Origin of the sequence: Serinicoccus marinus DSM 15273 (assembly GCF_008386315.1) — a bacterium.
Lineage (GTDB): Bacteria > Actinomycetota > Actinomycetes > Actinomycetales > Dermatophilaceae > Ornithinicoccus > Ornithinicoccus marinus.
This window is the reverse complement of record NZ_CP043808.1, coordinates 139,642-166,042: the sequence shown is the minus strand read 5'-3', so window position 1 is coordinate 166,042 and position 26,401 is coordinate 139,642. Positions and strand designations below refer to the sequence as shown.

At 73.6% G+C, this 26,401-nt stretch carries 25 protein-coding genes; 2 read left to right on the top strand and 23 right to left on the bottom strand.

Annotation, left to right across the window (positions count from 1 at the left end):
- Window positions 1-154: 154 nt before the first annotated feature.
- From FU792_RS00805 to FU792_RS00745, 13 genes are all read right to left on the bottom strand, one after another.
- Window positions 155-4,846 carry an FtsK/SpoIIIE domain-containing protein gene (locus FU792_RS00805; RefSeq protein ID WP_022923314.1) on the bottom strand — a complete coding sequence of 1,564 codons (4,692 nt, stop codon included), beginning with the start codon at window positions 4,844-4,846 and terminating at the stop codon, window positions 155-157.
- A gap of 4 nt (window positions 4,847-4,850) precedes the next feature.
- Window positions 4,851-7,754 (bottom strand): LysM peptidoglycan-binding domain-containing protein, encoded by a 2,904-nt coding sequence (locus FU792_RS00800; RefSeq protein ID WP_149814463.1) that lies wholly within the window; start codon window positions 7,752-7,754, stop codon window positions 4,851-4,853.
- Between the two features lie 37 nt (window positions 7,755-7,791).
- On the bottom strand, window positions 7,792-8,748 hold the full coding sequence (locus FU792_RS00795) for a hypothetical protein (RefSeq protein ID WP_022923316.1): 957 nt from the start codon (window positions 8,746-8,748) through the stop codon (window positions 7,792-7,794).
- Complete coding sequence (locus tag FU792_RS00790; protein WP_022923317.1) at window positions 8,745-9,500, bottom strand: hypothetical protein; 756 nt, start codon at window positions 9,498-9,500, stop codon at window positions 8,745-8,747. The genes FU792_RS00795 and FU792_RS00790 overlap by 4 nt, the downstream gene beginning before the upstream one ends.
- Window position 9,501: 1 nt before the next feature.
- Entirely contained in the window at window positions 9,502-10,002 is a 501-nt protein-coding gene (locus tag FU792_RS00785) for a TadE/TadG family type IV pilus assembly protein (RefSeq protein WP_022923318.1), read from the bottom strand.
- A complete protein-coding gene (locus FU792_RS00780; RefSeq protein ID WP_022923319.1) occupies window positions 9,999-10,421 on the bottom strand; it encodes a TadE/TadG family type IV pilus assembly protein in 423 nt (140 codons plus the stop codon). Before FU792_RS00780 ends, FU792_RS00785 begins: the two co-directional genes overlap by 4 nt.
- 37 nt (window positions 10,422-10,458) lie before the next feature.
- On the bottom strand, window positions 10,459-10,914 hold the full coding sequence (locus tag FU792_RS00775) for a TadE/TadG family type IV pilus assembly protein (RefSeq protein WP_022923320.1): 456 nt from the start codon (window positions 10,912-10,914) through the stop codon (window positions 10,459-10,461).
- A complete protein-coding gene (locus FU792_RS00770) occupies window positions 10,914-11,123 on the bottom strand; it encodes a hypothetical protein (RefSeq protein WP_022923321.1) in 210 nt (69 codons plus the stop codon). The genes FU792_RS00775 and FU792_RS00770 overlap by 1 nt, the downstream gene beginning before the upstream one ends.
- Window positions 11,124-11,247: 124 nt before the next feature.
- On the bottom strand, window positions 11,248-12,183 hold the full coding sequence (locus FU792_RS00765) for a type II secretion system F family protein (protein WP_022923322.1): 936 nt from the start codon (window positions 12,181-12,183) through the stop codon (window positions 11,248-11,250).
- Window positions 12,180-13,118, bottom strand: a complete 939-nt coding sequence (locus tag FU792_RS00760) for a type II secretion system F family protein (RefSeq protein WP_022923323.1) — start codon at window positions 13,116-13,118, stop codon at window positions 12,180-12,182. The genes FU792_RS00765 and FU792_RS00760 overlap by 4 nt, the downstream gene beginning before the upstream one ends.
- Window positions 13,118-14,473 (bottom strand): TadA family conjugal transfer-associated ATPase, encoded by a 1,356-nt coding sequence (locus tag FU792_RS00755; RefSeq protein ID WP_022923324.1) that lies wholly within the window; start codon window positions 14,471-14,473, stop codon window positions 13,118-13,120. The genes FU792_RS00760 and FU792_RS00755 overlap by 1 nt, the downstream gene beginning before the upstream one ends.
- Entirely contained in the window at window positions 14,470-15,414 is a 945-nt protein-coding gene (locus FU792_RS00750) for a CpaE/TadZ family protein (RefSeq protein ID WP_022923325.1), read from the bottom strand. The genes FU792_RS00755 and FU792_RS00750 overlap by 4 nt, the downstream gene beginning before the upstream one ends.
- Before the next feature lie 7 nt (window positions 15,415-15,421).
- Window positions 15,422-16,099, bottom strand: coding sequence for a flagella basal body P-ring formation protein FlgA (locus tag FU792_RS00745; protein ID WP_022923326.1), 678 nt, complete (start codon window positions 16,097-16,099; stop codon window positions 15,422-15,424).
- Between the two features lie 148 nt (window positions 16,100-16,247).
- Between FU792_RS00745 and FU792_RS00740 the strand changes: the two genes are divergently transcribed.
- The gene (locus FU792_RS00740; protein ID WP_022923327.1) at window positions 16,248-16,580 is read left to right on the top strand and encodes a rhodanese-like domain-containing protein; all 333 of its coding nucleotides are present in this window, start codon (window positions 16,248-16,250) and stop codon (window positions 16,578-16,580) included.
- A gap of 2 nt (window positions 16,581-16,582) precedes the next feature.
- Window positions 16,583-17,407 (top strand): HAD family hydrolase, encoded by an 825-nt coding sequence (locus FU792_RS00735; RefSeq protein ID WP_022923328.1) that lies wholly within the window; start codon window positions 16,583-16,585, stop codon window positions 17,405-17,407.
- 111 nt (window positions 17,408-17,518) lie between these two features.
- Here FU792_RS00735 and FU792_RS00730 read toward each other — a convergent pair whose 3' ends face one another.
- The 10 genes from FU792_RS00730 to FU792_RS00685 form a co-directional block, all read right to left on the bottom strand.
- On the bottom strand, window positions 17,519-18,379 hold the full coding sequence (locus FU792_RS00730) for an Fpg/Nei family DNA glycosylase (RefSeq protein WP_022923329.1): 861 nt from the start codon (window positions 18,377-18,379) through the stop codon (window positions 17,519-17,521).
- Window positions 18,379-19,431, bottom strand: a complete 1,053-nt coding sequence (locus FU792_RS00725; protein WP_022923330.1) for an App1 family protein — start codon at window positions 19,429-19,431, stop codon at window positions 18,379-18,381. Before FU792_RS00725 ends, FU792_RS00730 begins: the two co-directional genes overlap by 1 nt.
- 9 nt (window positions 19,432-19,440) lie before the next feature.
- Window positions 19,441-19,947, bottom strand: a complete 507-nt coding sequence (locus FU792_RS00720; RefSeq protein ID WP_022923331.1) for a hypothetical protein — start codon at window positions 19,945-19,947, stop codon at window positions 19,441-19,443.
- Window positions 19,948-20,025: 78 nt separating this feature from the next.
- Complete coding sequence (locus FU792_RS00715) at window positions 20,026-20,250, bottom strand: hypothetical protein (RefSeq protein WP_022923332.1); 225 nt, start codon at window positions 20,248-20,250, stop codon at window positions 20,026-20,028.
- Complete coding sequence (locus tag FU792_RS00710; protein ID WP_022923333.1) at window positions 20,238-20,750, bottom strand: hypothetical protein; 513 nt, start codon at window positions 20,748-20,750, stop codon at window positions 20,238-20,240. Before FU792_RS00710 ends, FU792_RS00715 begins: the two co-directional genes overlap by 13 nt.
- On the bottom strand, window positions 20,747-21,322 hold the full coding sequence (locus tag FU792_RS00705; protein WP_022923334.1) for a hypothetical protein: 576 nt from the start codon (window positions 21,320-21,322) through the stop codon (window positions 20,747-20,749). The genes FU792_RS00710 and FU792_RS00705 overlap by 4 nt, the downstream gene beginning before the upstream one ends.
- Entirely contained in the window at window positions 21,319-21,891 is a 573-nt protein-coding gene (locus FU792_RS00700) for a MauE/DoxX family redox-associated membrane protein (protein WP_022923335.1), read from the bottom strand. Before FU792_RS00700 ends, FU792_RS00705 begins: the two co-directional genes overlap by 4 nt.
- Window positions 21,888-22,613: a hypothetical protein gene (locus tag FU792_RS00695; RefSeq protein WP_022923336.1), complete on the bottom strand. Its 726-nt coding sequence runs from the start codon at window positions 22,611-22,613 to the stop codon at window positions 21,888-21,890. The genes FU792_RS00700 and FU792_RS00695 overlap by 4 nt, the downstream gene beginning before the upstream one ends.
- A 14-nt stretch (window positions 22,614-22,627) precedes the next feature.
- A complete protein-coding gene (locus tag FU792_RS00690; protein WP_149814461.1) occupies window positions 22,628-24,094 on the bottom strand; it encodes a cell wall-binding repeat-containing protein in 1,467 nt (488 codons plus the stop codon).
- 140 nt (window positions 24,095-24,234) lie between these two features.
- Window positions 24,235-26,139 carry a peptidoglycan-binding domain-containing protein gene (locus FU792_RS00685; protein ID WP_022923338.1) on the bottom strand — a complete coding sequence of 635 codons (1,905 nt, stop codon included), beginning with the start codon at window positions 26,137-26,139 and terminating at the stop codon, window positions 24,235-24,237.
- Window positions 26,140-26,401: the final 262 nt, after the last annotated feature.

Here is a 26,401-nt window from a genome sequence, read left to right as displayed (position 1 = left end):
CCTTCTGGGTTCGTGTGCTTGGTCACGACCGCCCCCCTGTTTCACCCTCGGGTGTGCGATCTGCTGCCCACACTATGCAGACCGACGACGCGGTGTCCAGCGCCAGGCCGACCGCTTCCAGCCAAACGGCCACATCGGCATCAACCTGCCACCCTCAGCCGGGCCAGATCACCTGCACGCGCTCGGGCTGGCCGGCCACGATGCGGTAGCCCCCACCCGGCGGCAGGGACTGCCCGAAGGCCGAGCGGTTGAGCCGGGCACCGAAGAGGTCGGCGTCCGCGCTCGACTGGGGGTTGAGCAGGATGCCGTTGCCGGACTTCTTCAGCAGCGCCGAGGGGCCGCGGTAGTGGCTCTGCATGTCCCCCGCGGTCCCGGCGCCCACCAGCATCTTGCCCGAGTCCCGCATCTTCTCGATCGCCGCGACGAGGGCGTCGGCCAGCCAGCCGTCGGAGCCGAGCAGCTCGGTGTCGTCGACGAGGACGACCAGCGGGTCCTGGCCCTCCACCAGCGCCGTGAGCTGCTCGGTGACCTCCTCCTGCGTGCTGGACATGTCCCACGGTCCGTGCACCCCGGCGACCCCCTCCAGGTCGCGCAGCGGGCTCTTGCGCGGCGTGACGACCGCCACCTGCCACCTGCTCCGCAGCGCCTCCGCGGCGACCTGCCGCAGCAGGCTGGACCGGCCGCTGCGCCGCGGCCCGGTGACCAGGACCGCCGGGCCGTGGTCGATGGCGTCCAGGTGCCGCAGCCCCAGAGTGTCGCCGCCGACCGCCACGGCCAACGACGTGTCCGGGACCTCGATGCCCTGTGCCTCCTCCTCGGCCCGCAGCTCCGCCGCCTGCTCCGCCGTGAGACGGACCGGCAGCACGTCGACGTGGAAGGGACGGCGCGACCGTGGCAGATCGGCATACCGCTCGGTGGCGGCCTTGCCGAGCTCCTGCAAGGCCCGCACCTGCGCGGTGCCGGCAGGGTCCTCGTCGAGCAGCGCGAACTGCACCTCGCGCAGCCCCTCGGCCCGGAAGCCGCGGCCCTCGACCATGGAGTCGGGCACCTTCTTGCCCGGCATGCCGATGTTGGAGAAGTCGCTCTTGTCCGTCATGCGCAGCATGATCTTGTCGTCCAGCAGCGTGCCCATCCGTCCGGACACCAGCGTGCGGTCGCCGGTCATCACCAGCCGCACCCCGACCGCGGCGCCCTCCTGCAGGATCTGCTGGAAGGCCGTGACCAGCTTGCCCCCGTCGAGCGCGTCATAGGCCTGGAAGAAGCCCTCCCACCGGTCGAAGAGGATGAGGACGTAGGGCAGCCGCTCCTCCTGCGCCACGCTGGCGCGCTGCTCGGCCACGTCCGCGAAGCCGGCCTGCGCGAGCAGCTGCTGGCGCTCGCTGATGAGCGCGCGCAGCCGGGTGACTAGACGGTCCATCCGGTCGGTCTGGTCGCGCGCGACCACCGCCCCGACGTGCGGGAGGGACACGAGCGGGAGCAGCGCGTTGTTGCCGCAGTCGACCCCGAAGATGTGGACGTCCTCGGGCGACAGGTCCCGCGCGACGGCCCCGGCCACCGCCCGCAGGGCCGTGGAGCGGCCCGTGCGCGCCGCACCGACGATCGCGAGGTGCGACCCGGTGCCCAGGTCGTAGGCCGCGACGTCCCGCCGCTGCTCGGCCGGCAGGTCCACCAGCCCCAGCGGCAGCCGGAGCCGGTCGACGTCCGGTGTGGCGGACGGGAACTGGTCGAGCACCTGCTCCAGGGTGACGACGTCGTCCAGCGCCGGGAGCCACGGGCTCGGTGGAGCACTCACCCCGGAGGCGCTGCTGGCCTCCTGGCAGGCCGCCACGAGCGCAGCGAGGTCGGTGGGGATGCTGACGTCCTCCTCGGCCGCCGCCGCCCGGGGCGGGGCGACCCCGAGCTCGGCGAAGGGCATGCCGCGCAGCTCGACGTCGGCGGCCTTGCCCTCCCCGCGCGGGCGGCCCCCCACCCGGGAGGACTGGAACGGGATCAGGCTGGAGTGCCCGAGCCGGGCATACCCCCGGCCGGGGGTGGACTTCGAGATCTGGGCCGCCTCCCGCGCCTCGATGACGTCCTGGCTGTCGTTGATGTCGGTGACCCGCAGCGCGATCCGCAGGTTGGTGTTGGACTTGATCTCGGCGCTGACGACTCCGGCGGGCCGCTGCGTCGCCAGGATGAGGTGCACGCCGAGCGACCGGCCACGACGGGCGATGTCGACGAGCCCGGTGACGAAGTCGGGCAGCTCGGCGACCAGGGCCGCGAATTCGTCGATGACGATGAGCAGGCGCGGCATGGGATCGTCGTCCGGGCCCTTGGTCGCGAGGTAGTCCTCGATGTCCTTGGCATCGGCGCCCGCCAGCTGGTGCTCCCGGCGGCGCAGCTCCGCGCCGAGCGACTCCAGGGCCCGACCGGTCAGGTGGCCGTCCAGGTCGGTCACCATGCCGACGGTGTGCGGCAGCCGGTTGCAGTCCTTGAAGGCGGCGCCACCCTTGTAGTCGACGAGGACGAAGGTCATCTCGTCGGGCCGGTTGTGCACCGCCAGCGAGGCGATGATGGTCTGCAGCAGCTCGGACTTGCCCGAGCCGGTGGTGCCCGCGACCAGACCGTGCGGGCCGTCCTTGACCATGTCGATGGCGAAGGCGCCCTCGGTGCCCTCGCCGATGACGGCCTGGGTGGTCCGCCCGACCGAGACCCAGCGCTCCTGCACCGCGGGGCTGGTCGGCGGGTCCAGGCGCAGCACGTCGAGCAGCCGGCTGGAGGTCGGGATGGTGGCCGCGGCGTCCTCGGCGGAGACGTCGCGCACCGGGGCGACGGCGCGCGCGACCCGCTCGGCCCAGGCGGGGCTGACCAGGTCGGGCCGCACGCCCTCGGTGACCCACTTCTCGCTCACGGTCACCCGCATCAGCGGCTCGTCCGCCTGCACCACCGCGCTGCACTCCTCGGGCAGCAGCCGCTCGTCCTCGTCGAGGCAGAGGAAGGTGATGCCGACCGACGGCCCCCGCTGGAGCAGCGGGACCATGCCGGGCAGCAGGCGCAGCCGGCGCGAGCCGTCCAGCACGACGAGCAACGGGGCGAAGCTCGCACCCTTGCTCGAGAACGAGCCCGAGGTGGCGATCTCGACCCGCCGCTCCAGCTCGGCGACGAGCTCGCCGATCCGCCGCGCCGTCGTCTGGTCGTCCACCCCCACCTGCGCCAGCTCGGGGTCGCCGTCGTCGGAGCGCAGGTGCGGCAGCCAGCGGGCCCAGTGCCAGTCCGCCTCACCCTCGGCCGAGGTGAGCAGGGTCATGTCCAGGTCCACCGGCGAGTGGAGCACGGCGAGCTGGGCGAGCACCCACCGACCGACGTCCCTCCTGCGTGGCCCGGCCAGCCCGGTCACCCCCGCCTCCAGCAGGCTCACCGTCACCGGGACGTCCGGGGCGGTCCAGACGAGGTCGCCCTCGTGCTCCTCGCGAGCGTTGGACTTCACCGTGACCGAGGACACCTGGTCGGCGGTGCCGAACCGGGCGAGCAACCAGTCGGGGTCGTTCGGTCGCCGCTCCCAGAGCCGGCGTCGCGGCCCGATCGCGGTCATGAGCACCTCGCCCGGGTCGGCGAAGTCGCGGCGGCGGGCGGAGCGCTCGTCGCCCAGCCCCTCCAGCGCGCTCTGCTGCACCTTGCGCATGCGCGTGGTGTACTCCGCGAAGTCGTTGCGGTAGCGCTTGCGCTCCTGCGTGCGGCCGGTGACCCAGTTGGACAGGGCCATGAGTGGGGTCAGGGCGATGAAGATGAGCGTGTAGAGGCGTCCGGTGAGGAGGTACATCGCCAGGCCGGCGAAGGCGGGCAGGAAGATGAAGGCCCACGGGATCTGCTGCCCGAGCGGCCGCTTCGGCTCGTTGGGGAGGGTGAACTCGGTCTGCCGGGGTGCCGGGAGCAGGCGGGGCGGACGGTTGTAGTCGAGCGTCGAGCCCTGCGGGCTGAGCGACAGCGAGGCGTCCGGGGCGGAGGGTAGGGCGAGCTCGAGCAGGCACGGGCCCACGACGAGCGCCTGGCCCGGCTCCCACACCTGCCCCGGCTCGACCTCCTCGCGGTCCACGTGGAGCAACGGGGTCGGGGCGTCGGAGCTGATCACCCGGGTGCCGGGTGGGAGCTCGCTGTAAGTGCTCTCGCCCGCCTGCCGCTGCTGGATCTCGGCATCGGCGTCGAGCACGATGGGGCCGGGTAGCGGGCGGCGGCGCCAGATCGGCTGCTGCAGCACGCCCGAGAGCTCCGGATCCGGGTCCAGCTGCACCGATCCGTCGGGCAGCACCCGCACCGTGAGGCACACCTCGGGCAGACCGATCGGGGGCAGGGCCACCGAGGCGTGGACCGAGGTGCCCACGACGTGGTCGCCCGTGCTGAGCCGGGCCACGGTGCCGGCGCCCGGGCCGGAGGAGATGCGGACCTCGACACTGCCCTGCGGCTCGGCCAGCAGGTCACCCACGGGCTGACCCACCCCGACGATGGAGCCGTGCCGCACCGGGCTGTCGACCAGCGGCATACCCGGGTCGAGGCGCTGGTGCCCGACATAGAGGGCGGGTGCCTGGGCCGGGTCGGCGGCCGGGACGTCGAGGTGCTCGGGCTCGGACTCCTCCTCGGACCGGACGACGCGGAGCTGCGGTGCGGCGACATCACCCTCGGTGCCGGTGGCTGCCCCCACGGCGGCCAGCGGTGCGCTGCGCCGCTGCGCCGCGAGCCGACGGTCGAGGGCGACCGCGAGGTCGCTGACCGTCGCGTCGTCCTCGGTGTCGACGACCAGGTCGTGCGGGGTGGCGGATCCACCCGCCCGCACGGCCTCCTCGGCCGCGATCGCCGTGATCAGCAGCCGCACCCGCTCACCCCAGCTCGCGCAGGTCCGGGCTGAGGTGTGAGGCGAGCGCCGCGGTCTCCGGCTCCAGGGGCTCCTCACCGAGAGCCGTGCGCATCTCGCCGACAAGGCGCGCGGCCTGGTCGGGGTCCGATCCGCCGAGCAGCCGCAGCAGGTCACGCCACAGCGCCTGCGCCCGGGGCACCAGCGTCAGCCCGTCGCGCAGCACCCGTTCGGCACCCGCGGCGTCGCCGGAGGCGGAGAGCGCCCCGGCGGCGTACCGAGCGACCGCCGTGACGACCACCCGGGCGTCCCGGGCCGCCTGGTGGAAGGCCAGCCAGCTGTAGCGCGTGCTCGGGGTCGCCGAGAAGGCCTCGCCGCGCGCCTGGGCCAGCACGCCCGCCAGCCGCTGCGGCTCCTGCCCGGGCCGCCCGGCCAGCGAGGCCAGCTCCAGCCAGTCCACGTGCACCTCGGGGCCGAGCCGCCACCGACCGCTGTCGTCACGGTCGAGCAACGCAGCGCCCTCGCTCCCGGCGCCGAGCCACTGCGTGGCCGAGGCCAGCGTGGCCTCGACCACGTCGTCCTCGACACCGCGGGGCCACAGGGAGATCCGCAGCACCGCGTCGTGCACGCCGTCCGGGTGCAGGGCGACGAGGGTCACCAGCTCGGTGAGGAGCTCCTCGCGGGCGGGGTTGACGTCACCGGGGGCGTGGACGACCACGGGGCCGAGCAGGCCCACGTGCGCCAACGCCTCCTGCCGCTCGCGCATGGACGAGGCAGCCTCGACGTGGGCGTGACCCTCGCGCGGCAGGGTGGCGACGGCGTCGACCGGGCCGAGCGCCGCGGCGCGCGAGGCCGCCTCGGCGCCGTCCTCGACGCTCTCCCGGACCCAGCCGGCCACCCGGTCGAGGTCGTCGTGCCGCAGCCGGCGCGCGATGCCGTTCATCCCGAGCACACCCAGGTCGATCTGGCCCGAGGCGTCCACCGCGAACCGCCAGCGTGCCGCCACGCTCTGCCCCACGCAGAGCACGGCCACCCCGGTCCGCCCGGAGGAGAGCAGCTCGGTGACCTGCTGGGCCTCCTGCGGGCCCGGGCTCCCGGACAGGACGATGAGGTGGGGCCGCAGGTCGCTGCCGGCGCCGGCGGCGCGACCCGCCAGCACGCCGTCGACCCCCAGGCCCCGCAGCAGGGAGCGGTGCGCGTCGCTGTCGCGTCGACCGATCGTCACGGCCTCCTCGATGGAGCGCACCTGCTCGATGCGGCCCGGGGCGAGGTCCGCGAGCGCGGACGTGGCGGTGCCGGCGAAGCCGACGAGGGTCACCCGGGCGCCGTCGGACCACGGGTGGGTCACGAGGTCGACCACGGAGGACAGCGCCACTTCGCGTGCCGCCTCCGGGTCCCCGCCGATGCTCACCAGCCCCGGGGCATACTCGAGGTCGACGAGCAGGTCGAATCCGTGCGAGGAGGCGATGTTGACCAGTGCCGGCCAGGGCGCGGGGCCGTCGACGGGGTAGCCGCCGAGGTCGGCCGCGCGCAGCACCCAGACCCCACCCTCGTCGGTCGCCTGCCACGGTGTCGGTGGGGCCGGGAGATCGGTCTGGCCGGCGAGCGCGAGGTGGACGATGACCTGGTCGTCGCCGACGTAGACGGCGGCGGCGTCGGGAAGCTCCAGCCCCTGCTGGCGCCGGCCGGTGGCGAGGACCCGCAGGCCACGGTCGAGCAGGTCCGCCCGGCCGCCGTTGGCCGCCAGGCGCAGCGCCTGCTCCTGCGCGCCGGGATCGCCGTAGGGGCCGCGACGGGTGGACAGCGCCAGCGCGAGGCCGGCGAGGACCATGCCGCCACCCAGGGCGAGGTCGCCGAGCGGCACCTGCTCGGCGTCGGGTGCCACGACGTCGGCGGCTGCCGCGCCGGAGCCCTCGGCCCGCAGGTCGGCGCTCCCGGCGACCGCACCGGCGGTGCCGGCGCCCGCCGCCGCCGCGTCAGCCGCGGTGTCCCCGGTGCGCTGGGCGACGTCGTCGAGCTGGGCCTGCGCCTCCGCGGCGCCGGCCGCCGGGGTCTGGGTCGCCGGCACGTGGGCGCGGACCGAGGTGATGTCCGGACCGGAGGCGTCCGCGGGCATGACGAGCTGCCAGCCGGGCTGGATGAGGTCGGCGTCCTGCAGCTTGCGGCCGTCCGGCTGCACCCGGTCCTGGTTGAGCTGGTAGATCTCCTTGTAGCGGAAAGGGTCGCCCATCGTGCGCTCGGCGATGTCCCAGAGCGTGTCGTGGTTGCGCCCGGCCGGGGGCTTGACCTCGTAGAACTTCGTGACCTTGGCGGTCCCCTCGGAGACCTCGGCCTCCTCGTCCGCGGCGGTGCCGGCGGACCGGTCCTCGATGCCGTCCACCCCCAGCGTCAGCCCACCCTGCGAGCCCTGCTGCGCCGAGGCACCCGCCTCGGCCGTGCTCACGACGGAGGCCGTCGGCGCACCCGACTGCCCCGGGGCCTGCCCGGTCATGGTCGCGGTCCCGGCCAGGAGCAGCACGCCCGCGATGAGGCGGCGGGCCACCAGCTGCGAGCCACCGCCGGCCGGCACCAGGCCGGGGAGCCGGCCGGCCCGGACCGCGCGCCACTCGGCGACGAGGCAGACGACGAAGTGCGCCCAGACCAGCCAGACGAGGACGGCGACGATGTTGATGAGGGCCTGTGCCGTCACCGGGGCGGTCAACCACTCCAGGGTCGGGGCCGACGTCGGCAGCGGGTTGCCCACCCAGAGGACCAGGCCGACGGGGACGCCGACCACGAGGACCAGCAGGCCGAGGAGGGCCGCGACTCCCTTGCCGACGGACCGCTCGGTCTTCTCGGGGCGAGGCAGGTGGTCCGCCGCGGTTCTCGGCCGGAACCCCGCCGGGCGGCCCGGCGCGCCGGCCGGTCGCTTGGGTGTGGTCGTGCTCATCGTGCTTCTCCCCTCGTTGTCCTTGCGGGGCCCGGGGTCACGGACGGACCAGGGCCTGCACCTCGTTGACCTGGATGACACCCTCGGAGCTCTTCACGAAGGAGTGGAACTGCTGCCACTCCCCGTTGATGCGGGCGTCGATCTGCCACTGAGCGTGGATCTCACCCTCGTAGGCGTCGTCCGGCTGGGTCTGGCTGGACTGCTCGAAGGCGTGCCAGCAGGCGTCGGGCACCGACTCCGGAGTGTCCTTCGCGGTGACCTCCTTGCCGGATCCCGGGCACGTGACCACCGGCCCGTCCCGCCCCTCGGGGTAGACGAGCAGCTCGGTGACCCGCCCCCGCATCTCCACCCCGGGGATCGACAGGTCCACGTGGATCTCGTCGTCACCGGCGTTGTAGAAGGCGACGTCGTCGTTGACCCACGGCACCGGGCTGGGTGAGGACAGCATCAACGGGGCCGGGACGTTGCCGTTGCGCACGAAGCGGTTGATGAACTCCCGCTGGTTGGGGGTCAGCTCCACCAGCTCGGGGTCGTCCGGTTCGTAGATCCAGATGCCGACCGCGAAGAAGAGACCCTCGGGCTCGATCTCGTAGGTCTTGCGGTCGATCCCGCGCAGGCACCGGTGCCAGTAGTAGTGGGTCCCGTCGTTCAACGGGTCCAGGTTGATGTTCTCCAGCTGCTCCGGGGTGAGTCGCTGGTGCCAGCAGTCCGGCAGCTCGTCCCCCTTGAGCACCTCGCGAATGGTGGGCCCGTCGAAGGCCCGCGCCGAGAGGCATACCCCGCCGACCGAGTTGGGGGAGGCGATGAGCGAGCACGCCGAGCCGCCACCGGTCTGGTAGGTCTTGATCCGGGTGCGGTTCTCCGAGGGCCAGGTGACGGGCTGCCCCGGCCGGGGCGGCACGTCGATCGCCTGGGCCGGCAGGACCGGGCTGAGGGTCAGCAGCAGCCCGACGGACAGCAGGGCGGCGAGGGCCGCGCGCACGCGCCCGGTCATCGTCCTGACCATGAGTCTGTCTCCACCTCGGTCGTCGAGCAGTTGAGTAGTCCGGCATACAGGGCCTGGACGAGGTATGCCCCATCGTCGTCCGGGTCCTCGACGAGCTCGTACTCGACCGAGGACACCTCCAAGCCGGTCACTCCGTCACCGGAGCCGGCGGACTCCACGGAGAACCCGTCCGTCACCATACAGCCCTGGACCGACCATGTCCCGTCCTCGATCTCGGACACGGACAGCGGTGCGTACGGCAGCGGACCCGGGTAGGCGCGCCCGAACTCCTCGCCGAGGATCTCCATGATGCCGTCGTAGCCGTCCTCGTCCATGGTCGCGAGCCACTCCTCGTCCCGCGCCTCGTCGGCGCTGGCGGCGCGGGCGAAGGTCTCGTTGAACCGCTGGACCGCCTCCACCCGGGGGTCACCCGCGAGCTCCTCGGGGTCTGCGGACACCGGCGGCGGCTCGGCGGTGAAGGTCGCCCACGTGTCGGGCCGATCCGTCGAGCCCGCTTCGTCCTCGTCCTGGCCCTCGTCCGGCGCCTCGCCGGTCTCCGTGGCCTCTTCGGTCGTCGGCTCCGCCTCGGTCTCCTCCGTCGTCGGCTCCTTTGTCGACTCCTGCTGCGGGGTCAGGGCGCTCGGCGAGCTCTGCGGCACGTCGTCGGACGTGCCGCAGGCCGCGAGGACCAGCGGCAGGACGGCGACCAGCAGGGTCGGGCGCCACCGGGCGGGGAGGATGGTGTGGGTCATGTCGCTCATCTCACGGCTCCGGGATCGGTCCCGGCTCGGGGTCGGGCTCTGGGGCGGGTTCGAGCAGCTCTCCTGCCACGGGTTCGGCGCGCCCGACCCCCGAGGCGCTCAGGCTGCGGAGCCCGACCATCCCCAGCAGGGTGGTCGGGATCTCGGTGTCGACCCGCACCACCATCGTGTAGGGGCGCGGGCTGTCGTCGGCCGGCTCGATGTCGGTGACGCCACAGCTCCGCACGGCGTTCCGCTGCAGGACCCGGGCGCAGTAGTCGTCGACGTTCTGCCTGGCCTGCCGCTCGTCGAGCGTGGCGGGGGGCTCGGGCTCGACCGCCTGGGCACCGGCGCGCGCGGCCTCCTCGGCGTAGGCCACCGCCTGGCTACGCGCGTTCAGCTGACGGGAGGCGTCGATGACCAGCCCGGCGATCATGAGCAGCGCGAGGGCCACGATCGGGATCAGCGGCAGGATCGACCCTCGCTCGCGGTCCGCCCGCAGGCGCTCGACCAGCCGGCTCACGGGGTCACCCCCCGATGCTGGTCCACCACGGAGGCGAAGGACGACGAGGGCGACACGCGGCCCGGCGCCCCGGGCATACCGATGTCGGACAGCGAGTAGCTGCACGACGCCTGGACGGTGAGGGTGGAGCCGGGCTCGAAGTCGCCGGAGATCTGCACGGCCAGGCTGGCCGGGCAGCCCTGCACGGCCTGCGTGTTCTCCTGGAGCACCGCCATGGCGCTGGTGCGGGCCTCCTGCACGGAGCGCGCCTGGGTGGCCACCCGCGCGGCGTCGCGCGTGCCGGCCTCGAGGTGCCCGTTGGCCCAGGCCACCCGGCCGAAGGTCCAGGCCAGCGCGAGCAGGAGCAGCACGATGGGCGCGGCGAAGGCGAACTCGAGCGCGATCGAGCCGCGCTCGAGCTGCGCGCGGTGGCGCCTCATCCCCTGCTCCTCTCGGTATGTCGGTGTGTCGGTGTGCTCAGGGCACCGGCTCGGGCTCCAGGAACCGTTCGACGGTGCCGGAGGCGTCGGCGGTGGCGGTCAGGCGCAGCCCGGGCACCAGGGTGATGACCCGTCCGCTGACGGTGACCGTCACCCGGGCGGTGCCGTCGCCCTCCTCGACGTAGGTGCTGGTCGCCTCCGGGTCGACGAGACCCGGACCACCCACGTTGGAGGCGAAGCGTGACGTCTTGGCCATGGCGTCCGGCTGCAGCGCGGCGTACTGCCCCTGGTCCTCGGCCAGCCGGAGCAGCGAGACGCCCTCCCGGGCCGCGTGGGTGGCGGCGGATCGGCCGTAGAAGAAGAAGGCGGCCTGCAGGCTGAAGAAGATGAGCGACAGCAGGACGGGGGCGACGATCGCGAGCTCCAGGGCCGAGGTCCCGGCGTCCCGGGGGGGCCGGTGGACCCGCCGCTGGCCGCGGCGGGACGCGGGCATCAGCAGGTTTCGCCGGGAGACAGGTTGCCGCACCGCTGGACATCTGCCGCGCGGGCCTGGATGACGTTGTAGACCGCAGCCCCGATCAGCGCGGCGGCGACGACGACGACCGCTGCGATCAGGGCCCACTCCAGCGCGGAGGCACCGCGGTCCTTGCGGGCGAGCAGATCGCGCTGGACGCGCAGCGCGTAAGCTCTCGTGGACTTCATGAACACCCCTCAGTCACAGTGAACAGCCTGGGCAGCCCCAGACCCGGCAACTCCGTATGGTTGCACACCGGGACAGACGACGCCAGTTCGCCATCGGTTCCCTAAAAAGCGCTGTCGACCTCCCTCAGATCGCCTGCTCGCTCATGAGCGCGGTGAGCGCCGGGTAGGCGAGATAGACGAGGAAGGCGACGACGAGCAGCATCTGGGCGATGAGCATGGACTGGGAGCGCTCGCCCTCGTCGCCCTCGGCCTCGGAGAGCGCCTTGCGGCGCATCGTCGTGGCGCGGGCCGCGAGGGACTGCCGGATCTTGGCGCCGTCGTCGGCCGCCAGCACCAGCGCGCCGGACAGGCTCTCCAGCTCCTCCAGGCCGATCTCCTTGCCGAGCTGCCCGAGCGCCTCCCAGGGGGTGGTCCCGAACAGCCGGGCGTTGGCGAGGGTCTGCCGGATGCGGACCACCGACCAGTGGTCGCTCACCGAGGACGCCGCCAGGAGTGCCTCCGGGAGTCCGCGGCCACCCGCGAGGTTCATCGACACGAGGTCGAGGAAGATGCCGACGGTGCGCCGGAACTCCCGGCGGCGCTGCTCGGCCTCGGCGCGCAGCGACAGGTCGGGCAGGAAGAAGCCGAGCAGCCCCAGGAGCAGGCCCAGACCGAGCGGCATCGCGGGCCCGAGGTCGAGCCCGCCGAGGCGTAGCGCCCCGAACACGAGCGGTCCGACCAGCAGCATGATGGTGCCGCTCACGACCTTGAGCGCGAGCATCGCGCCGACGCTGCGGTTGAGGATCGTGAGGTCGGCGCGGTGCCGGCTCATCTGCCAGCCCCGCTGGGCGGCGATCACCTCGAAGCGGTCGGCGAGGGCCGTCATGACGGTGCGCCCGCGCCGGCTCATGCTCGCGAAGGAGGAGTCGTACTCCGAGAGCGTGTGCGTCTTCATCGAGCGCGAGCCCGCGTCGATCCGAGCGACCAGCGCGGCGACGCCAGGGCGCGGGCGCAGGAGCATACGGATGAAGACATAGACCCCGAGCCCCACCAGGCCCCCGGCGAGCATCGGCCAGATCATCGCCGACCCCCGCGCTGCCGACCGGTCCGGGCGCCCTCGCGCACGTCGTCCAGCATCTCCGCCATGTCGCGGGCCCGCGCCTCCCGGTTGACCACGAGGAAGCGGCTCAGCTTCTGCGGCTCGGAGAGCCGCCGCATCCACAGCAGGCCACCGGCGAAGAGCGCGGCCACGACGAGCAGCACGCCTTGTCCGCCCAGCGTCTCGTAGGGCTCGACGTACTGCCGGTTGAAGACCGCGAGGCCACCCATGACGGAGAGCACGATGATGACGATGATCTTCACCGACCGGCGGATGGAGCGTCGACCGGCCGAGATGCGGCGTCGCATGTCGAGCTCCTCCCGGGTCGAGACCGCGAGCGCGCCGAGGACGTCCCGCAGACCGGGCCCGCGCAGCCGCGCGTTGAGCACCAGCGCCGAGCAGATGACGTCGGCCGAGGGGTCGTCGAGGTCCTCGGCGAAGTGGAGCAGCGCCTCGGACAGCGGCTCACGGATGCGCAGCCGGTCGACGAGGAGGTTGAGCGAGGAACGGATCGCGGGCCCGGCGTTGACCGCGGTCGCGGGGATCGCCTGCTCGAGGCCGACCGCTCCCGCGATGGTGTCGCGCAGCGACTCGGTCCAGGTGGCCAGCGCCTCGAGCTTGTTGATGCCGGCCTGCTCGGCCCGCGCGTCGCCGGTGAGCTGGTCCCACAGGCCGGCCAGCAGGCCGACGCCGACCGCCGCCACCACCCAGCGGGTGAGGAGCAGCACGAGCACCCCCACCGCGACGCCCACGACGAGCCGGCGGCTGACGCCGGCCAGGCTGACGTTGGCGAACCGGCGGGGGGTCGAGGGGTCGCGCTCCGGGAGGCCCACCACGGCGAGCACCGCGACGTAGAGCCCCAGACCGACGACCGCGCCCGCGGCCATCGGCATGAGGAGGGTGTAGAGCTGACCCATCAGTCCCACCGGGTGACGGGGGTCGGGGTGTAGCCGTAGGGCACGAGCTCGTCGATGCACTCGATCGGCGCCTTGGCCCGGGCGATCCCGTCCGGGCCGGCGGCGAAGACCTCGGAGGAGAGCACCCGCCCGTCGACGCCGGTGACCTCGCGGATGGACTGCACCCCGCGCAGCAGCCCGCCGCCGGTCGCGTGCTCGTTCTTCTTGCGCATGAAGACGACGAAGTTGATCGAGCCCGCGATGAGCATGTGGGTGGCCTCCACCGGGAGGTTCTCCTCCGCCTGCAGCGCATAGGTCGCGATGCGGTTGAAGACCTCCATCGAGGAGTTGGCGTGGATCGTCGACAGCGAGCCGTCGTTGCCCTGGCTCATGGCGTTGAGCATGGTGACGATCTCGTCACCCAGGACCTCGCCGACGATGACGCGTGAGGGGTTCATGCGCAGGCTGCGTCGCACCAGCTCGGCCATCGTCACCTGGCCGACGCCCTCGGAGTTGGGCAGCCGCTCCTCGAAGGCGACGACGTTGGGGTGCTGGTCCTCGAACTTGTCCAGCCCCAGCTCCAGCGCGCGCTCGACCGTGATGAGCCGCTCGTCCGGCGGGATCTCCGCGGCCATCGCGCGCAGCATGGTCGTCTTCCCCGAGTTGGTCGCCCCGGCGATCATGATGTTCTTGCGGGCTGCCACCGCCGCCTTGAGGAAGTTCATGACGTCCTCGCTGAAGGTGTTGGTCGCCATGAGGTCCTCCAGGGCGACCTGACCCAGCCGAGCCCGGCGGATCGACAACGAGGGACGCTGGCAGACGCCCATCACGGCAGAGAGGCGGGACCCGTCCGGCAGCCGCAGGTCCAGCTGCGGGTTGGCCGAGTCGAAGGGACGCGAGGTCAGACCGACGTTCGCCGCGAGGATCTGGATGAGCTCGATGAGCTCCTCGTCGCTGTCCGCGACCGGGGCCGCGGTCTCCTCCCGGCCGTCGGCATACCCCACGAAGACGCGGTCGCAGCCGTTGATGTCGATGTTCTCGACCTCGCGGTCCTCGAGCAGCGGCTGCAGCCGACCGACCCCGAAGAGGGCCGCGTGGATCGCGGACGCGACCCGCTCCTCCTCGTCGGCCGTGGGCGGCACGCGCCCCTCGGTGATCATGAGGGTGGCGTGGTCCTCGAGCACCTGGACGATGAGCGAGCGGGCGAAGTGCCGCTCGTCCTCGCTGCTCATCGGGGAGCGTCCGGCCACCTCGTCGCGGCGGCGCTGCTGGTTGAGCCGGTCGGCGACCTGCGAGCGCAGGGTGCGGACCAGCTGGTTCATCTCCGCCTGCTGCTCCGGCGTCGCACCGGACAGCAGGGTCGTCGGCGTGCTCATCGCCTACCCCATCCCTTCTTCCTGGGCCGTCGCGAGGCCTCCTCGTCCGAGGTCGGCCCGCCGGTCTCGTCGGCGCCCGCCGCGTCATCGTCAGCAGTCGCTGCGCCGTCCGCCGGCACCTCCCCGCCGTCCCCGCCCGGGCGCGGACCCGCCTGGGCCGTGGGCGCCGAGGTGGCGATGCTCGGACCGACCGCGGCGACCAGACGCTCCACGAGGGACCGGCCCGAGCGCACGAGCATCGTGCGCTCCGGCCTCGAGACCGGGTCGCCGTGGAACATCCGCTCCGGCCGAGGGTCGAGCGCGACCTGGCCGAGGTCGAGGATCTCCGGCAGGTCGGTGCGCACGGTCGCGACGGCCGAGGAGGCCTCGTCCTGCTGCTGGACACCGGTCAGCGCCACGAGCCCCAGCCGGGGGGCGTCGGCACCGAGGCCGGCGAAGGTCTGCTGCAGCACGGTCATCCGCTCGCGCATGTGCATCACGCTGGCCGGATGCGCGCGCACCACACCCACGACGAGGTCGCTGCGCTGGACGAGCGACAACTGCCCCGAGCGCGCCCCGAGCTGGCCCGCGTCGACGATGACGTCGGTGCCGGGCACCTCGCGGAAGGCGCGGGCGAGGGTCGGCCAGAGCGCGGAGGAGGCCTCCGCCTGCTCCGGCGTCTCCAGGCCCACGAGGACCCGTTGGCCGCCCAGCGCCACCTGGGAGTGGTCCAGGACCACCCCGGAGGACAGGCCGTGCCGCGCCAGCGGCAGGAGGGTCAGCAGGCCGGGGTGCTGCGTCAGGGCGAGCCCGGAATCCGAGGGCAGCCGCATGAGCAGGTCGCCACCGTTGCCGTCGGCGTCCACGAGCAGCGTGGGACGGGGCCACAGGGCGGCGACCAGCATGGCGGTGCTCGTCACACCGGGTGCGCCCTTGGCGCTGAAGAGGGAGATCAGGGCCACGGCAGGCTCACTCCGTGCGCCAGTCGACCACCGGCGCCGTGTCGGCCGGCAGCAGGGCGATCGCGGCGGTGCCGGTGGCGCTGGCCGTGACGACGGCGGGCGCCACGTCCTCCGGCACCAGCAGGGTGACGTGGACGGTGTCGCTGGTGTCGCTGGTCGCCCCGACGGAGACGACCTTGGCGGCCGGGACGAGCTCCTCGGCGTCCGCGGCCTCCGCGACGGCGGACTCGGCGGCGGTCGCGAAGACGCGCACGATGTCTCCAGCCTGCGGGGTGTCCGAGGGGCGTCCGCTCGACGCGACGACGACGCCCACCTGCTGCGCACCCGCCGGCGCGAGCTCGGACGCGGTGAACATCTGTCCCGAGACCAGGCTCCCGGCCGGGATCGAGGTCACCGCCTGCGCGCCGACGAACTCGTCCACCGAGGAGGCGCTCACGACCTCGGTGCCCTCCTCGAAGGCGATCTCGGCGACGGTGAAGTCCTCCGCGGTGACCTGCTGACCCTGGCGGATGGTGTCCTGGGCCACCAGCACCTGCACCCGGTTGCCGGTCCGGTAGACCAGGAGCGCACTTCCCAGGGCGCCGACCAGCACGAGCAGCAGCGCGAGCAGGGCCAGGGCCGGGCGCTTGTCCCTGCTGCGGGAGGGCAGGCGCGACTCGGTGGCACCCGTGGAGGCGGTCGTCATGCGGTGTTGTCCCCTTCCGGCACAGACCGGAGCATTCGATGGATGGGTGGCGATCACCGACGGCGGTGCTCAGCCGTCGCCCACTGTAACCCCCGCGCTGGCTACCGCCCTACCCACCGGCATACCGCATCGGTGTCATAGTGAGGGCATGAGCGACATCCCGAGCATCGCCGTGACCGACCTCCCCGACGACGCCGTCGTCGTCGACGTCCGGGAGCCGGACGAGTGGGCCGCGGGCCACGCCCCCGGCGCGGTCCACCTGCCCCTGGGCGACCTCCCCGCCCGGATCGACGAGCTGCCCGAGACGCAGACCTCGCTGCCGGTGGTCTGCCGCAGCGGCGGCCGGTCCGGCCGTGCCGTCCAGTGGCTGGTCCAGCAGGGCTTCGACGTGGTCAACGTGGACGGGGGCATGCAGGCCTGGGACCGGGCCGGCAAGACCCTGGTCGGCGGCGCCGACGGCCGTGAGCCCACCGTCGCCTGAGGATGCCTGACGCCCTGATCCAGCCGCTCACCGTGGGCTCGCGGGTCGTGGTGCGCCACCTGCTCGAGGACGGGGCGCGGGCCACGGACACCGTCGGTGTGCTGGTCGAACGTGGCCCGCAGCACCTCCGCGTCCGCTCCGACCGCGGGGAGGAGTCGATCCGCATCGACGCGGTGGTGGCCGCCAAGGAGGTTCCCGCGCGGGTCTGGCGGCTCGCGTCCTTCCTGCGACGGGCGCGGATCGCGGTCCTGGACCTGGACGGCGTGCTGCGGGACTTCGACGCGAGCGGGGAGCGCACGCGCAACGAGCGCGAGCTGGGGCTGCCTCGCGAGGGTCTGCCGGAGCTGGCCTTCTCCCTGCCGCAGGCCGGACAGATGGTGGTCGGCAAGACGACGTACGCCGCGTGGGTCCGGGCCCTGACCGCCCGGCTGCTCGAGCTGGGCCACCCCGAGCCGCTCGTCGCGCAGGTCGTGCAGGGGTGGCAGCGCGATCGCGGCACCCCCGTCGCCGCGACCGTGGAGCTCGTCGACGACTTGCGGGCGAAGGGCACACCGGTCTTCGTCTTCACCAACGGGACGGACCGGGTGCCGGCGGAGCTCGAGCAGATCGGGTTGGGGCGGCTCGTCCCCTCCCTGCTCAACACCCATGACCTGGGTGCCGCCAAGCCGGATCCGCAGGCGTATGCCGCCGCGCACGCCGAGATCTCGCGTCGCCTCGGGCGAGAGGTCTCCCCGGCCGAGGTGCGCTTCACCGACGACCGGCCGGCGAACGTCGAGGCGGCACGGGCGTTCGGCTGGCAGGCCCAGGTCTTCCGCCGTCCGGCCTGATCCTGAGCCCGGTGGTGCGCGACTGCAGCGGATAGGTCACTCCACACGCGGATCAGACGACATATCCGATGCAGTCGCGCGGTGCAGTCGTGCCCTGCCCGGACGAGCGCCTCAGCGCAGCAGCCGTGACATGCGGCGGTCCGCGAGCGGCTTGCCGCCCGTCTGGCAGGTGGGGCAGTACTGCAGCGAGGAGTCGGCGAAGGACACCTCGCGCACCGTGTCACCGCACACCGGGCAGGCCTCGCCGGTGCGTCCGTGGACATTCATGCCCGCCCGCTTGGCGTCCTTGAGCTGGGCCGCCGGCTTGCCCTCGGCGGCGAGGACCGCCGCCTCCAGCGTGGTGCGCAGCGCCGAGTAGAGACCCCTCACCTGCTCCGCCGTGAGGCCCGCCGCGAGCGCGAACGGCGAGAGCCGCGCGGCGTGCAGGATCTCGTCGGAGTAGGCGTTGCCCACCCCGGCGAGCACCGACTGGTCCCGGAGCAGACCCTTGATCTGGGTCCGCCGGCCCTCCAGCAACGCTGCGAAGGCCGCCTCGTCGAAGCCGTCGGCGAGCGGGTCCGGGCCGAGCGAGGCCACCCCTGGCACGTCGGCGGGGTCCCGGACGACATACGCCGCCAGGCCCTTCTTGGTCCCCGCCTCGGTGAGGTCGAAGCCCGCACCGTCGTCCAGGCGGACCCGCAGCGCGATGGGGCTGCGGCCAGGGCGGACCTGGGTGCGCGGCATCTCGTCGTACCACCGCAGCCAGCCCGCCCGGGCCAGGTGGAACACGAGGTGGGTCCCGTCCACGTCCACGTCGACGAACTTGCCGTGCCGGCCCACACCGTCGACGGGGGCGCCCACGAGCGCGGTCGGGGGCGGGTCGAAGGTCTTGAGCACCGCGATCGAGCCCAGCTCGACATCCGTGACGACCCGCCCGGTCAGCCGGTCGGCGAGGAAGTCGGTCAGGGCCTGGACCTCGGGCAGCTCGGGCATCAGCCCTGCCTCCGGGCCCGGGCCCCCACGAGCAGCTGGTGCAGGCCGAAGCCGTTCGCCGCCTTGAGCATCGGCACCTGGACCCGCTTGCCGAGCAGCTCGTCGGTCGCCACCGGCAGACCGCTGGACAGGACCTGCTCGGCCGGGGTCAGCTCGCGCAGGCAGATCGCCTCGACGGCCTCCGGGTGCTCCTGCGCGAACTCGCCGTAGATGACCGGGTCGTGCTGGCCGTCGTCACCGACGAGGATCCAGCGCACGTCGGGAAACTCCTCGCGGAGCCGCCGCAGCTCGAGCTCCTTGTGCTCCTGCCCGGAGCGGAACCACCCGGTGTTGGTCGGCCCCCAGTCGGTGAGCAGCATCGGTCCGACCGGGAAGTCGTGCCGCCGCAGGAAGCGGGTCAGCGCCGGCGCGGTGTTCCACGCCCCGGTCGAGAGGTAGAGGACCGGCATACCGGGGGTCTCGGCGAGGAGCGCGCGGTACATCGAGCTCATCCCGGGAACCGCCTGGCGGACCTGCTCGGACCGCACGAAGGTGTTCCAGCCCGCGATGAGGATGCGTGGCAGATGGGTGACCATGACGGTGTCGTCGATGTCGCTGACCAGCCCCACACCGACCCCCGGGTCCACGACGAGCACCGAGACGGTGAGCGAGTCGCCGTTGGTGATCTCCAGGTGCGCCTCCTGCCAGCCGGGCTCCAGCCCGTGCCCGGTCAGCTCGACGTCGACGTACCCGCCGCGATCGGTCCGGGTGGTGACCTCGGCCTCCCCCAACCGCACGCGCACGGGGACGTCCATCGCGGGCGCGGTGAGGAACAACCGCCACCCCCGCTGGGCGATGTCGAGCAGCGAGTCCTGGGCGTGGGTGAGGGCGGTGCGGGCCTCCTCCGGCTCGTGCCGGGACAGCAGCACCCGGGCGAACAGACGGGCCCGGTCCGGGCTGCCGTAGCCGGTGTAGCCGAAGACCCGTTCGTGCCAGCCTCGACGGCGCAACCGTGAGTCCAGACGGCGCCGGACCGAGTCCTCGACCAGGGCGGCGATGTGGGGACGCGCCATGGGCACACCCTAGCCGCCGAGCCGCGACCACGCCGCGGCCAGCAGCAGCACCGCGGCCAGGACGCTCCCTGCGCGCTCCAGCACCCGGGAGTGACCGGCCAGGAAGTTCTGCCACCCAGGGGCACCCAGCGCGATCCACACCAGGACGGCCCACGACCGGGAGAACCCGAAGGCCGCACCGAGGACGAGCGCGACCCACCACGGCGGCACGACGAGCAGCACGAAGAGGGCCGCGAGGTAGGACGCCGCCGAGGGCACCAGGGTCCGCCAGCCGCAGCCGTACTCCAGCCCGAAACGGAACCCGCCCCGCGCGATGCCCCGCCCGAAGACCTCCTGCGGGATGAGCGCCGAGCGCTGCAGCAGCGGGAGCACCGGCGCGAGGACGTCGAGCACCGTCAACGCCAGGAGGGCGACGACGAGCAGGACGAGCCGCACCGTCTCCGGGACCGGGCTCAGCAGACCGGCCAGCACCCCGAGTGCGGCGCCCGTGGCGGCACCACCGAGGGTCGTGCCCACGGCGAAGGCTCCCCACAGGAGCAGTTGAACATGTCGGCCCCGGACCGAGGCCACCAGCGCCCACGCGCTGTTGACGCCTCAGGTGCTGCCGGACAGCGCCAGCCCCGCCACGACGACGGCGAAGAGCGCCGGCACCAGCCAGACCGCCCCGGCAGCGGGCAGCAGGGCGGCGGACACGGCCAGCCCGGCGGCGCCGGTCAGCAGCAGCAGCGGGAGCGGGTCGGCCAGCCACCGCCGCCACACCGGTATGCCGGTGGCCGCGTCGGCGACGACCGGCAGGTCGGGGTCCTCTAGATCGCCCACGGACAGATCGTCGCCATGCAGGAGCCGGAGCCGGAGCAGGTCCAGCCGTCCGAGCAGCGCCAGGTGCGGCCGTCGCTGAACTTCCAGTTCCAGGAGTCGTAGACGCCGCCCCAGCAGTCGTCGGGACGGTGCACGTAGTAGCGGTCGATGCCCGGGCCGTTCTTGTGCCAGGCGACGACGTTGCCCGCGCCGGAGCGGTAGCGCCAACAGCAGGCCTGGCTGGTGCACATCGGCGAGGGACCGCACTGGATGCCGTTCTCGGTGTGGTCGCGGGCATACGTGGCGCAGGGGCCGGTCGAGGTGTCGGTGTAGTCGAGGAAGTAGGCCGCCTGCGCCTTCACCCTGGTGCCTCCCCGGTTGACCAGGGCCAGCGAGCCCACACCCACCGCCGTCCCGGCGCCCAGCACCCGGGCGATGAACCCGCGGCGGCTGGGGCGCTCCCGCAGCCGGTCCCGCAGCCGCCCGGTGTCGGCCTCCGGCAGGTCGTCGAATCGCCTCATGAGCTGCGCTCCTCCCTCATCGGCAGCGGGGTACGGGCCTGGCGGAGCCAGGCGCCGAGGTCGGTGTCCTCGTCCGGCAGCAGCGCGGCACGCAGCGTGCCGTCGTCGTCCACGAGCGCCAGGTAGGGCGTGGCGGGGACCGCGAGCCGGTCCATGACGGACCGGCCCTGCGGCAGGCAGGTGAGGCGCGCGGCGCCCTCGGCATCGGCGAGCGCGGGCTCGCAGGAACCTGCGGAGACGAGGGCGAGCGCGAGGTGACCCGCCCGCACAGCGGGATCGGCGGCCAGACCGCGCAGGGTGAGCGAGCAGGAGCTGCAGCCCGGGGAGACGAAGGCCAGGACAGTCCGCTCGACGCCGGGGTCGATCAGCCGCCCGCCCACGTCCTGGGGGATCCGGAAGCCCACGAGCTCGCGGGTGGTCCGCGCGCCGCCCGCGCCGGAGGGACGCGGCGCGGATCCGCCCTCCAGCTGACGAGTGAGCAGGTTGACCTGGCGCAGCAGGCCCGCCAGACCCAGGGCCAGCAGGGCGATCGCGACGAAGGCGAGCACGAGCGCGGAGGCGGTGAAGCTCATCGGGCCACCCCTGACAGCGTGGTGAGCTGCTCGGGGACCGCCCGGGCCGCGGGCAGCGCGGCGGTCGCGACGGCGAGAGCCGTGCCCGCCAGGACCGCGACGGCCACCTGGGCGACGACGGGCGCTCCCGGGACCGCCTGCCACCCGGTGACCGGGGCCAGGACGACCACCGCCGCGAGGCCGGTGAGCACCGCAGCGCGCGCGACCGCCCAGTGGGTCACCGGGGTGCTGCCCAGGCCGCACCCGCAGGGCACCGGGGCGCCCTCGACCCGCCGGTGGACGAGCCGGAGGTAGACCGCGAAGGCCAGGCACAGGACGGCTGCGCCGAGCCCGAGGAGACGTGCCGGTGCCGAGGGCAGCAGACCGGTGGCGGCGAGCAGCATCCCGAGGCCCAGCACGACCTCCACGGGCGCGAGCGCGCGGGCGACCACCGGGGTGACCCCCGCGGGCAGCAGCCCGTGACCCCGCAGCGCCCGCGTCGTCTCCAGCGGTGCCCGGACGTGGCCGACGCCGGCCGCGAGGAGGACGAGGCCGACAGCCAGGGCCCCGGCGCTGCCGAGGAGGCTCACCGGACCAGCTCCACGACCACCTCGGACAGCGAGGCGACGACGGCGTCGACGCTCTCCTCGCTGCCGGGCATGCCGTAGCTCACGAAGTCCTGGCTCTCCAGGACGGCATACGCGTGCCGCTCGGTGTCCGAGGAGCGCGAGAGCTGCCCGCCACGCACCGCTGCGCCGCCGGAGCGGGCGTCCTGCAGCTGCCCGGTGCGCGCCCGACGGACGTCGAGCAGGTAGCCGAAGCTGCTGCCGTCGTCCCCACCCCCGGGCGCGGAGCCCTGGTCGAGCTCGACGACCTGCGCGACGGTCTGGGTGCGGTAGGGCGACCAGCTGGTGCGGCCGGACGGTGTGAGGACCGGCCCGATCGGGTCGGCCTGCACGTCGACGTCGGCGAGGAAGCCGGTGAGCGTCTCGACGTCCATGACGGGCACCGTGAAGCCGTAGAGCTGGTGGTCGCCGACCGCGACCGCCCAGCCGAAGCCCTGCTGCGGATCGCGGCCGAAGCGGCCGTAGCGCAGCACCTGCCCGCCTCGCAGGCCGACCTCACGCTCCAGCGTGGTGCCGGTGACCTCGAGGTAGAACGCCAGGTCGACCTCGCGACCCGAGGTGACCTCGAGCTGACCCTCGCCCTCGAGGGCCAGCACCCCCAGCGAGGTCCCGCCGGGCAGACCGATGGCGTCCGGCACCTCGATCCGGACCGCGTCCCCGGACAGCAACCGGTGTGTCGTCTCCATGCTCGCTCCCTCCCTCACCCGACGTGGGCGCCGACCTGATCCATGACCACCGAGCTCAGCGCGACCTGCCCGCCGAGCAGCACGCCGCGCAGCGGGTCCAGCGCCTGCAGCGCCGCGCGACCGTCCGAGACGAGCTGGCCCTGCCGGGTCAGCACCACGGGCACGCCCTGGCTGCCGGCCCGCGCCGCGCCCACCAGCGCGTCGGGGAAGGCGGTCCCGGTGGCGACGTAGGCCCGCGCCGGGCGCCGGTCGAACTCCTGGGCGATCCGCGAGGCCACGGCATACCGGTTCGCGCCGGTGATCCGCGTGACCGAGCCGGAGGTATGCCGGCGCAGCTGGCTGACGACAGTGTCGGAGACCGCGGCGGGGCCCCCGACGACGACGATGCGACCGGGGTCGAGCCGGGCGATCTGCTCCTCCACGGACGGGTGGAGCCCAGCCTTCGGGGTGAGCAGCACCGGCGCACCCTGGTCGCCGGCGAGTGCCCCGATAGCGAGCGCGTCGGGGAAGTCGGCCCCGCTGGCGACGTAGAGGACCGAGCCGCCGGGCGTGTAGCTGCGCGCCACCCCGGCGGACACGTCGTAGCGGGTCCGGCCGGTGATGCGGGTCGTGGAGTCGGCGTAGGCGCCGGCCTGCCGCGCGACCGTGCTGCTGACCGCCCCGGTGCCACCGAGGACGACCAGCCGATCCGGCGAGAGGCGCCGCAGCTGGGCCGCCGTCGCCGACGGGAGCTGGTCGGAACGGGTGAGCAGGACCGGCGCGTCCAGCTGCCCGGCCAGGGCCGAGGCGCCGATCGCGTCCGGGAAGTTCTCCCCGGTGGCCAGGTAGGCGGTCCGGACCCCCGCCGGGTAGGTGGCCGCGACCCGGGCCGCGGAGTCGTAGCGGTCCGACCCGGCGATCCGGGACACCGGGGCGTCGCGACAGGTGTAGATCTGCACGTTGTCGACGTCCCACCAGGTGCTCGCCCCGGACCTGCTGCGGTGCTCGAACCACGCGCCGAGGTGGCCGTTCTCGTCGTCGGTCGCGGCCGTGACGTCGTAGACGCGGCCACCCCACGACCTGCCGGCGTAGACCCGCAGGTCCACCGAGTTCATCTGGGCCCGGGTGTAGCCCGAGTTGCCCTGGGTGCTGCGGGTGGAGAACCCGAGCATGGTCCGCCGGTCGACGGAGACCTTCACGTAGGGCAGGAACATGTGGTCGCTGGTGTCACCGGAGGAGACCGAGGCGCGGGCGGCGGACCCGTCACGCGAGGAGACCAGCGACCACCCGTTGTTGAAGCGGGACTGCGGCACGCCACGGTCCATGGAATGACTGTCGACGCTCACCCGGCGGGTCATCCCCTCCGGACAGGGCGCCGGCCCCAGGCCGCTCCAGTCCACGGCGGTGCGCGTCGCCGCCTGGGTCTCGTCCACGTCCGGCTCCTGCGGGCTGGCCACCGAGACCGAGCCCAGCCCCAGAGCGCCGAGCACGGCGAGCACCACGCCCGCCGTCCCCCCTGTCGGATCCGCCTCATCGCTGCACCCCTCGGTCGATCGTCCTGCCGACACTACGACGCGGCAGCGGGACCGCCGCGTTGCCTCGCCGGAGCAGAAAGTTCTCGAGCAGAGCGGACGCCTGCAGCTCAGCGGGTCGCGCCGGCCACGGCGGCCTCGTGCCGCGCCTGCTCCTCCCGGGCGCGCTCCTGCCGCTCGCGCTCCTCGCGCGCCTCCTGCTCGGCCTTCTCCTGGCGCTCGCGCTCCTGCGCCGCCTCGCGCTCCTTCTCCTCCTGCTCCTCACGCTCGCGTGCCTTCGCCTCACGCTCACGCTGCTGCTCCAGACCCGGGGCGCCGGCGATGCGCTCCTCCTCGACGGCGACCTGCTCGATCGCGACCCAGGTCGCACCGTCGACGGCACCCGTCGGCTCCAACCCGGCCGCCTCCTGCACCTGCGCGACGGCCTCGGCGGTGATCGGGCCGTAGCTGCCGTCGGCCTCGACGCCCAGCAGCTCCTGGACCAACGTGACCGCGCCGCCGGCATACGGGCTGTCGGCCCGGCCCTCCACAGCGGCCCGAGCGGCAAGCTCGCCGTCGGGGTCGGCCTCGACGTCGCGGCTGCCCTCGGCCAGCTCGATGTCCCGCAGGGCCATCGTCGGGTGCACCGCGCGCTCCAGGAAGACCCAGGTCAACGGGGTGACGGCGGCCGGTTCATCACCGCGCCGGCGGGCCTGCTCGGCGAGCACCGGGACGCTCTCCTCGAACTCGGCGAGCGCCTCGGCCGTCTTCGGGCCGAAGTCGCCGTCCGGCTCGGCCCCGAGGGCCTCCTGGATCGCGACGACGGCCTCGCCGGTGTCGCCCTGCGTCAGCGTGGTCCGCTTGTAGGGGGTGAAGACCGACACCTGCCAGTCCTGCGGCACGACCGCCTGGGCGGAGGCGGGCAGGTCCTCGAGCTCGACGCCCTGGGCGGCGGCGTAGGTCGTGGCGTCGGCGACCCCGGTCTCGGGCACGCCGTGCTCGGACTGCCAGTCGAGCAGCGCGGCGCGGGTGGCGTCGTCCAGCACGCCCGTCGCCTCGAGCCCGAGGACCGTCTGCAGCATCGAGACGCCCGGTCCTGACCCACCGGGACGCACCGTGGCGAGCTCGGACGTGGGCGCTACCACCGCGGGGTCGCTGCACGCCTCGAGGCGGGGGAAGGTGTGGACGGCGGCATACTGGCCGGAGACCGCCGCGCACGGCCCGAGGTCGGGCTCGGTCACGGCCACGCCGGTCCACCACGAGGTCCGCATCATCGCGCCGTCCCAGGTGAACGACACGTGGACGTGGTCGGTGTGCGGGCTGGGGCCGACGTAGTGCCGCCAGGCGTTGTCGTCCTTCATGTAGACGAGGCCGTTCCAGATGACGTACTCGATGCCGAAGCGACGCATCATCTCGCCGTCGTTCTCGGTGAGCCAGGCCACCGCCGCGTCACCGATGCGGCGCTCCTGCGGGTCGTAGGCGTCGAGCGTCCAGTCCAGGGCACGCCCGTCGTGGTGCTGGCTCATGTAGTCGATGCAGGTGCGCGCGCCGCTCCAGGCGCCGCGCCCGTAGGTCTGCGTGAGCAGCATCGCGAAGGCGGTGACGCCGGGCCGGTCCTGCGGGTCGCAGGACACCTGGTCCTGGTAGCCGGTGTCCTCGTCGAGCTCGGTCGGCAGCTCCTCGTTCTGCGGCGGCTCGGGCACGGGATATGCCGGGTCGGCCGGCAGCGGGGCGAAGGTCGCGGGCCCGGCGGGGGTCCCGCCGTGGCTGAACCCGGTGCCCCCCGGCGCGGGTGCGGGGGTGGTGCCGGCCCCGCCGTCGCCACCGGTCTGGTCCTGGCCACCGGAGTCCCCGGCCTGACCGCCCGCAGGGTCGGAGGGCTGGGTCCCGGCGGCGGCCGGGTCGACGCCCTGGTCCTCACCGTCGGCCAGCGCGGCGATCTGGCCACCCGAGAGGACGAGCCCCCCGGTCAGCAGCGAGGCCGCCAGAAGTCGTGCTCCGCCGCGTCGTCGTGATCCCCCACTGCCTGCCACCATCCGCCTGACAACCCCTTGTTCGTGCGGCGCTGCTGCGCCGGTGTGACCTGCCGACCCGCGAACGCCCCGGGGACGCCGCGCAGCGCCGAGCGACACCTCGGTGTGGTCTCTCGACGCTGGTGAGAGCGTACGTCCTCCACGCGCGGCGCGATAGCCCCACCTGTGACTTCTTGACCAAGCCGTCACCTGGAGGATCACAGTTGCCTCATCAGTCACATCCGTCACCGAGCTGCCCGCTCCCGGTCCCCTGTCGTTCACCGCG

Coding starts and splice junctions, on each gene's coding strand:
- FU792_RS00730 (WP_022923329.1), bottom strand. CDS start 18,379: ATGCCCGAGCTGCCCGAGGTCCAGGCCCTGACCGACTTCCTCGCCGAC.
- FU792_RS00770 (WP_022923321.1), bottom strand. CDS start 11,123: ATGAAGTCCACGAGAGCTTACGCGCTGCGCGTCCAGCGCGATCTGCTC.
- FU792_RS00735 (WP_022923328.1), top strand. CDS start 16,583: ATGCCTGACGCCCTGATCCAGCCGCTCACCGTGGGCTCGCGGGTCGTG.
- FU792_RS00725 (WP_022923330.1), bottom strand. CDS start 19,431: ATGGCGCGTCCCCACATCGCCGCCCTGGTCGAGGACTCGGTCCGGCGC.
- FU792_RS00795 (WP_022923316.1), bottom strand. CDS start 8,748: ATGACCGGGCGCGTGCGCGCGGCCCTCGCCGCCCTGCTGTCCGTCGGG.
- FU792_RS00695 (WP_022923336.1), bottom strand. CDS start 22,613: ATGGAGACGACACACCGGTTGCTGTCCGGGGACGCGGTCCGGATCGAG.
- FU792_RS00760 (WP_022923323.1), bottom strand. CDS start 13,118: ATGGGTCAGCTCTACACCCTCCTCATGCCGATGGCCGCGGGCGCGGTC.
- FU792_RS00705 (WP_022923334.1), bottom strand. CDS start 21,322: ATGAGCTTCACCGCCTCCGCGCTCGTGCTCGCCTTCGTCGCGATCGCC.
- FU792_RS00800 (WP_149814463.1), bottom strand. CDS start 7,754: ATGAGCACGACCACACCCAAGCGACCGGCCGGCGCGCCGGGCCGCCCG.
- FU792_RS00790 (WP_022923317.1), bottom strand. CDS start 9,500: ATGAGCGACATGACCCACACCATCCTCCCCGCCCGGTGGCGCCCGACC.
- FU792_RS00740 (WP_022923327.1), top strand. CDS start 16,248: ATGAGCGACATCCCGAGCATCGCCGTGACCGACCTCCCCGACGACGCC.
- FU792_RS00685 (WP_022923338.1), bottom strand. CDS start 26,139: ATGGTGGCAGGCAGTGGGGGATCACGACGACGCGGCGGAGCACGACTT.
- FU792_RS00780 (WP_022923319.1), bottom strand. CDS start 10,421: ATGAGGCGCCACCGCGCGCAGCTCGAGCGCGGCTCGATCGCGCTCGAG.
- FU792_RS00745 (WP_022923326.1), bottom strand. CDS start 16,099: ATGACGACCGCCTCCACGGGTGCCACCGAGTCGCGCCTGCCCTCCCGC.
- FU792_RS00775 (WP_022923320.1), bottom strand. CDS start 10,914: ATGCCCGCGTCCCGCCGCGGCCAGCGGCGGGTCCACCGGCCCCCCCGG.
- FU792_RS00755 (WP_022923324.1), bottom strand. CDS start 14,473: ATGAGCACGCCGACGACCCTGCTGTCCGGTGCGACGCCGGAGCAGCAG.
- FU792_RS00710 (WP_022923333.1), bottom strand. CDS start 20,750: ATGAGGCGATTCGACGACCTGCCGGAGGCCGACACCGGGCGGCTGCGG.
- FU792_RS00765 (WP_022923322.1), bottom strand. CDS start 12,183: ATGATCTGGCCGATGCTCGCCGGGGGCCTGGTGGGGCTCGGGGTCTAT.